The sequence below is a fragment of the Paenarthrobacter sp. PAE-2 genome, from assembly GCF_026013155.1.
GTDB classification, from domain to species: domain Bacteria; phylum Actinomycetota; class Actinomycetes; order Actinomycetales; family Micrococcaceae; genus Arthrobacter; species Arthrobacter ureafaciens.
The window spans coordinates 21,704-28,342 of sequence record NZ_JAPDNV010000044.1; the positions used below are offsets into that span (position 1 = coordinate 21,704).

Here is a 6,639-nt window from a genome sequence, read left to right on the forward strand (position 1 = left end):
TTGCCTCCTGGTTGTTGTGTTGTTGTGTGCGTTGTTATGTGTGTCGTTCAGTGGGTGAAGGCACTCTCGCCCGTCAGGGCGCGTCCGACGATCAGTGCATTGATTTCGTGGGTGCCTTCGTACGAATAGACCGCTTCCGCGTCGGCATGGAACCGGGCGACGTCGGCTGCGAGCGTGATGCCGTTGCCGCCCACGACTTCACGGGCCAGGGCGACGGTTTCGCGCATCATCAGGGACGTCTGCATCTTGGCCAAAGCGGAGTCCTGGTCCCTGTAGATGCCTTTGGCCTGTTGTTCGGTCAGGCGGGTCACCAAGGAGAGCGAGGCGGTGGTGTTTCCGAGCATTCGCGCCAGTTTCTCCTGCACGAGTTGGAAGGAACCCAAGGAGCGGCCGAACTGCTGACGCTCCCTGACATAGGCAAGGGCGGCTTCGAAGGCGCCGGCCTGGATGCCGGTGGCGATCCACGCGACATCCGAGCGCATCGCCCGGAGCATTGCGGCTACGTCCTTGAACGAGTCAACGCGGTTTAGGCGCATGGACTCCGGAACGCGGACGCTGTCCAGGGTGATGTGGGCGTTCTGCATCATCCGCAGGGAAGCCTTGCCGTGGATCTTCTCCAAGCTGACCCCGGGCGCGGTCCGGTCCACGAGGAACCCTTTGACTTGCCCGTCGGCCACATCCCGGGCGAACACGCACAGCACATCCGCAGTGGAGGCGCCCCCGATCCACCGCTTGGCGCCGTGCAAAACCCAGCTGCCGCCTTCGGGGCCCGCTGCGGATCTTGCTTCGAAGCGCGCGGTGGTGGACAAGCCGCCGGCGATGTCCGAACCGTGCTCCGGTTCGGTCAGCGAGAAGACACCTTTGAGGGAGAAGTCCACAACGCCGGGCATCCACTCCTTCTGCTGTGCTTTGGAGGCACCCACCCGGATTGCCGTCCGGAACAGACCGGCCTGTGCCGTGTACCAGGTGGCCAGGGAGGCGTCGGTTCGGGCGAGCTCGAATATCCGGAAACCGTGGAAGATTCCCCGCGCGGGATGTTCGAACGGCTCCATCAGGTCAAGGTCAATCAACGGCTGAGCCAGTTGTTCGGGGAACTCGCCGCGCTCCCAGTACTCGGCGAGCAACGGTACCGCTTCGGCGTCCAGGAACTCCCTCAGGCGGGCCAGCACTGTGCGTTCGTCCGTGGTGAGCAGCGCTTCGGCGTCGTACCAGTCCGCCACACCGTAGAGCCGGGCACCCGGGCCGACTTCCGTGGTCGTGCTTGTGACCATTTCAGCCACTCAACCCCAGCAACCGGACAGCGTTGTCCTTGAGAATCTTCGGGCGGACCTCGTCCTTCAGAGGAAGGTCCGCGAACGCACCCAGCCACTTCTGCGGGGTGATCAGCGGGAAGTCCGTGCCGAACAACACCTTGTCCTGCAGCACCGAATTGGACAGTCGAACCAGCGATTCCGGGAAGTACTTGGGCGACCACCCGGACAAATCGATGAACACGTTGGACTTGTGCGTCGCGATCGAATTCGCTTCGTCCTGCCACGGCACCGAGGGATGGGCCATGATGACCTGCAGGCCCGGGAAATCAGCAGCCACCGCATCCAACAGCAACGGATTGGAGTACGCCAGCTTGATGCCGTAGCCACCGGGAAGCCCGGCACCCATGCCGTTCTGGCCGGTGTGGAAAATACACGGCAGGCCCAGTTCCTGCAGCGTTTCCCAGAGCGGATAGAACTGCTCGTTGGATGGGTCGAAGCCTTGGAGCGAGGGGTGGAACTTGAAGCCGCGCGCGCCAAGCTCAACGGCCTGGTGCTTGGCGCCGGCGATGGCGTCCTCCCCCGTCCGCGGGTCCACGCTGCCGAAGGGAATCAACACATCGTTGTTCCGGGCTGCTCCGGCGATCAGTTCCGGGATGCTGTTGGGCTCGTGCTTGAGCTGCGTCCTGGCGTCGACGGTAAAGACGACGGCGGCCATGTTCAGTTCGCGGTACACCTCGGCGATCCTGTCCAAGGACGGCGTCCTGTCCTCGGACTTGAAGTACTTCGCCGAGGCCTCCGTCAGCGCATCCGGGAGCGAGCCGTGGCCGCAGGAGTCCACTTCGAGGTGGACGTGCATGTCGATCGCCTCCAGCGAGGAGACCTCGATGCCAAGCTCGTAACGGTCAGCCATGATCAGCGGGCCTGTGAAGGTACAGCCGCCGGTTCGGGCTGCAGTTCCTCCGGCAGGGGCAGGAATTCCTCACCGTAGCTCTGCAGCGCGTCCGGGCCGAAGAGTGATCCGGCGTTCTCCACCAGCGCTTCGTAGCTCCAGCCTCCGTCGCGGAATTCGGTGGTGGCCGCCGTCGGATGTGTCCAGACCTGCAGCCGGTCACCGCCGACGCCGATCGCCTGGCCGGTGATGCCGCCCGCCTCATCAGAGGCGAGGAACGCGATGAGCCCGGCGACGTCGTCGGCCGTTCCGAAGCCCAGGTCATGGCGGAAGAAGGCCGGCATCGCATCGCCGCGTTCCTCGGCCTCCACGGCCTTCTGGAAGTACGGGACGGTCTTGGTCATCGCCGTCGCCGCCACCGGAATCACCGAGTTCACCGTCACGCCGGCCTTCTTCATCTCCAGTGCCCAGGTGCGGACCATGCCCACGATGCCGGCCTTGGCGGCGGCGTAGTTGCTCTGCCCGAAGTTGCCTCGCTGGCCGGTGGGCGAGCCGATGGTGATGATGCGCCCGGGAATGCCGTTGTCCTTGAAGTACGCGAAGGCCTCGCGGACACAGGTGAACGTGCCCTTCAGGTGCACGTTGATCACCATGTCGAAGTCCTCGTCGGTCATCTTCAGCAGGCTCTTGTCTCGAAGGATGCCGGCATTGGTGACCAGGATGTCCAGTCTGCCGTATGCCTCAACGGCACCGGCGACCAGCGCCTTGGCGGCATCCGTGGTGCCCACCGGTACCACCACAGCGGTGGCCCGGCCGCCGTCGGCCTCAATCTGCGCAACGGCTTGGGCTGCGGTCCCGGCGTTCACGTCATTGACGACGACGGCGGCACCCTGGCGGGCGAGCTCCCTCGCGTAAGCGAGTCCAAGACCCTGTCCGCTCCCGGTGACGATTGCAACCTTGCCGTTCAAGCTCATGGCGTGCTCCTTCGCATGCAGTAACCGGCTGGAGCCGGTGGGGCCGATCCCACTGCGTCGTGAGATCCTTGTCATGATCAATGAGAATACGGATCATTGAAAAAGTCAACGATTGTTTTTCATTACTATTGGAGTTGTCATGGGACCGCATAGCACCGAAGTGGAAACCCCGCGCCTGGCCGAGGCGAAAATCGGCAACGATGTTGGCCTGCTGCTGGCCAAACTGCACGCCACGGGGTCCTTGCTGAACAATAAGGCGCTGGCTGACTACGGCCTCCGGGAGCGGTCCTTCTCCGTGCTGACACTCGCGTGCAGCGGACTGGAACCGACACAACGCGAACTCGCCGATTTCCTGAGCCTGGACCCCAGCCAGGTGGTCAGCCTGGTGGACGATCTTGAACACCGCGGCCTGGTCAAAAGGGCACAGGGCAAGCAGGACCGGCGGGCCAAGATCATCGTTTCCACTGCGGAGGGCCGCCGGATCCACAACAAGGCCCGGGCTGCGCTTGAGGTGTGCGAGCAAACGCAGCTGGCAGCGCTCAGCGAGGAAGAAAACGTGCAGCTCAGAGCACTGCTCAAAAAGGCGCTGTGGGGCTAGGACTGCGAGGCGGCCGGGATTTGCTCCTTGGCCGCGGGAGCTTTGCTACCCCGTGACGTCAGTTCGATGACAACCATGGCTGCCAGGGTCAGCACCGCGCAGATTCCAAAGACGCCCTGGTAGCCAAGCGCTGTCATGGAGCCGAACGCAATGATGGGACCGGACGCTATCGCGCCAATTCGCCGGGTATTGGTAAACAGCCCGGCGGCCAGGCCGGGCCGGGGAATGACCTTTTGAAACAGCGTCAGGCCAACTCCGGCTATCACGCCAAAGAACCAAGCGTGGAGAATCTGCAAGCTCAACAGCGCAATGGGGTCGACGGCGAAGGTCATCCCTGTGTAGTACAGGACCCCGGCAATGCATCCCGAGGCGATGAGCCTCTTCTCCGGGATGGACCGGCTGAGCCTTCCGATCGCAAGGAGCGCCGGGATCTCAAGAGCCGCGGCAACACCGAGGGCAATTCCAGCCCAAATGAGTTGACCGTCCATTTTCTGGTCCACAAACAGGGCCATGATGGTTACGGCGCTGCTGTCGGTCGCCTGGAGAATCGTGAAAGCAATGACGACACCGATCACGGCAAGCCTTGAGGCCAACGGGCCATCATCCGCTCCGCCTGACGGCCCTGCGCTGGATCCCGGGAGGGTTCTGTTGCGGCGAAAAGCAATGCCCGTTGTGACCAGGTTCAGGAGGGCGACAGCAGCCAAAGCCAGCAAGATCGACTGGCTTCCGAAGGATCCGATGATAACTGTGGCCAGGGGCGGTCCGGCAACCCACGCGAACGAAACAACCGCCCGCATGGTGACGACTTCCTGCGGGCCGGCGCCCGACTGCTTGAGGTGGGCGAAGAAGAGGGACATCCCCACGCCTGCGGGCCCCCCAAGTACCAGAAGGGCAACAACCGCCAGGGGCAAAGACGACGTCAGGGCCAACACTCCGGGAAGTGCGAGCGCAAGGAGACCGCAGAGGAGCATCGGGCGGAGGTAGTCCCTCTTCCGGTCCGCGAGCGCCGGGATGATCAAGGAGGCCAGGAACCCGCCGCCGTTATACAGTGCGAGAACCCAGCCCACGTCGGTCGGCGTGGCGCCGAAAAGGTCCACCAGCATGAGGGCCAGCGCCGGAGTAAGAAACGCGAACTGCAGTCCCCACAACAACGCCATGGAGGACGGGAGCAATTGCCGCACGGATTCGCCTTTCGGGAGCAATAAGGGACGTCACAAGAAAAGCGGCCCAACACTGATGATGGGAGTGACCGCGATGCGGGGTATTGGCAATACCTGCCTGCGGGCATACCGGGGCCGCTTGGGCTTAAGAGGGCGGCTATTCAGCCTGAGCGAAGACCTCCTTGGCGACGGCGATGGCCGACATTGCTTTAGGCCATCCGGCGTAGAAGGACAGATGGATGATCACCTCTTTGAGTTCGGTCTCGCTCAGTCCGTTGGTTCGTGCCCGGGCGAGGTGTCCTCGAAGCTGATCAGTACTGCCGGTGGTGATGAGGCTGGCGACCGTAATCAGGCTGCGCTCCCGGGGTGAGAGTTCTTCGCGTTCCCAGACGTCCCCGAAGAGGACCCGGTCCGTGAGATCAACAAGTTTCGGAGCGAAGTCTCCGATGAGTTGCTGTGCCCTGGTTTGTTGTAAATCGCTCATGTGCTGACCTTTCGGTATCTGGAGCCGCCGGCGTGCGGTATCGGCTGTTGCTGTTGGGACGGTTATCAGGGAGTGAGAAGGCCCGCGCGTTGGAGCCATGACTCGACCTCATCGCCGGCGTTGCGGACTTCCTCACCTTTGACTGCGAGGCTTTCGCCGATAATTGCCCCGGGGCATGACTGCCCGTAGTCGCGTGCGGTATTGCCCAATCCGCTCATCGCATGGGTGGTAACCGGGTACACCGTCTTGCCGGCGAAGTCGTAGCTTTCGATGAAGGTGGTCATGATCATTGGCGACCTGACGTTCCAGATGCCGCTTGCCAGGATCACTGTGCCGTACTGGTCCAAGGAGGGAAGCGGATTGTTGATCGCGGGACGGGCGTCCTGGTCTTGTTCGCGGACGTTCCGGGCAACGGTGGCGTCGTAACTGTCCGGGTAAGGCTCAGCGGCCTCTATGCGGTGTACCTGGCAGGGAATCCGCGCACTGATCATGTCCGCGAGTACCTCGGTGTTGCCGATCTCCAGATTGGTTCGGCCGCCGTAGTAGTAGTTTTCACCTGCCCGGGAGAAGTAGGCGAGCAAGATACGTTGATTGTCCTGGCCCGGTCTTTTGTTGTTGGGCGATGAAGTGGTGTCGGATGAAGGCACGTCGGTTCTTCCTTGGGATGTGCAAGCAGGTGTTGCAGCGGCCAGCAGGGCACCGGTCAGTCCGGCGGCCACCCCGCGAAGGGCGGACCGCCGACTGACGTCCATTGGGTTGGTGGTCAAGGGCTGACGCGCTCTTTAGTTGTAGCGGCGGCCGCCGAGCCAGCTGACCATGGCAGGGTCGCGGTGGTCGAAGAAAAGGCTGGCACCGGTGTCCATCGCCGCGATCTGGTTCATCTGCTCTTCGGTGAGGGTGAAGCCGAAGACGTCAAGGTTCTGGGCCATGCGCTGGGCCGGACCGACTTGGGGATCACGACGACGTCGCGCTGGATGAGCCAGCGGAGCACGACCTGGGCGACGGACTTGTCCTGTTCGTCGGCGATGGCGCTAAGGACCGGGTCGGTAAACAGGTTGTTCCTGCCTTCGGCGAACGGCCCCCAGGATTCGATCTGCACGCCGCGTTCGCGCATGAGTTCCTGGTCGGAGGCACGCTGGTGGAACGGGTGGGTTTCGATCTGATTCGCGGCCGGGACGTTCTTGTTGTGGTCGATGAGGTCCACAATTCGGTCCGGGTGGAAATTTGAGACGCCGATGGCCCGGGTGAGGCCTTCCTTGTTCAGGTCCTGCATGGCGCGCC

General features: G+C 63.0%; 8 protein-coding genes. 1 reads left to right on the forward strand and 7 read right to left on the reverse strand.

Going from position 1 to position 6,639, the window contains the following annotated elements:
* Positions 1-47: 47 nt before the first annotated feature.
* From OCL88_RS18475 to OCL88_RS18485, 3 genes are read right to left on the reverse strand one after another with little or no spacing between them, the layout of a single operon-like run.
* Positions 48-1,271: an acyl-CoA dehydrogenase family protein gene (locus OCL88_RS18475; RefSeq protein WP_264963474.1), complete on the reverse strand. Its 1,224-nt coding sequence runs from the start codon at positions 1,269-1,271 to the stop codon at positions 48-50.
* A 1-nt stretch (position 1,272) separates the two neighbouring features.
* A complete protein-coding gene (locus tag OCL88_RS18480) occupies positions 1,273-2,163 on the reverse strand; it encodes an amidohydrolase family protein (protein WP_264963475.1) in 891 nt (296 codons plus the stop codon).
* 2 nt (positions 2,164-2,165) lie between these two features.
* Positions 2,166-3,116: an SDR family NAD(P)-dependent oxidoreductase gene (locus OCL88_RS18485; RefSeq protein ID WP_166185721.1), complete on the reverse strand. Its 951-nt coding sequence runs from the start codon at positions 3,114-3,116 to the stop codon at positions 2,166-2,168.
* Between the two features lie 139 nt (positions 3,117-3,255).
* Here OCL88_RS18485 and OCL88_RS18490 point away from each other — a divergent pair, with 139 nt between their 5' ends.
* A complete protein-coding gene (locus tag OCL88_RS18490) occupies positions 3,256-3,714 on the forward strand; it encodes a MarR family winged helix-turn-helix transcriptional regulator (RefSeq protein WP_166185719.1) in 459 nt (152 codons plus the stop codon).
* On the opposite strand, the gene OCL88_RS18495 is transcribed toward OCL88_RS18490, so the two are convergent.
* The 4 genes from OCL88_RS18495 to OCL88_RS18510 form a co-directional block, all read right to left on the reverse strand.
* Positions 3,711-4,895: an MFS transporter gene (locus tag OCL88_RS18495; protein WP_264963476.1), complete on the reverse strand. Its 1,185-nt coding sequence runs from the start codon at positions 4,893-4,895 to the stop codon at positions 3,711-3,713. The genes OCL88_RS18490 and OCL88_RS18495 overlap by 4 nt on opposite strands.
* A gap of 136 nt (positions 4,896-5,031) precedes the next feature.
* Complete coding sequence (locus tag OCL88_RS18500; protein WP_166185717.1) at positions 5,032-5,358, reverse strand: carboxymuconolactone decarboxylase family protein; 327 nt, start codon at positions 5,356-5,358, stop codon at positions 5,032-5,034.
* Between the two features lie 65 nt (positions 5,359-5,423).
* Positions 5,424-6,125: a flavodoxin gene (locus OCL88_RS18505; RefSeq protein ID WP_264963477.1), complete on the reverse strand. Its 702-nt coding sequence runs from the start codon at positions 6,123-6,125 to the stop codon at positions 5,424-5,426.
* A gap of 110 nt (positions 6,126-6,235) precedes the next feature.
* A partial coding sequence (locus OCL88_RS18510; protein ID WP_264963478.1) for an aldo/keto reductase occupies positions 6,236-6,639 on the reverse strand: 404 nt, incomplete at its 5' end.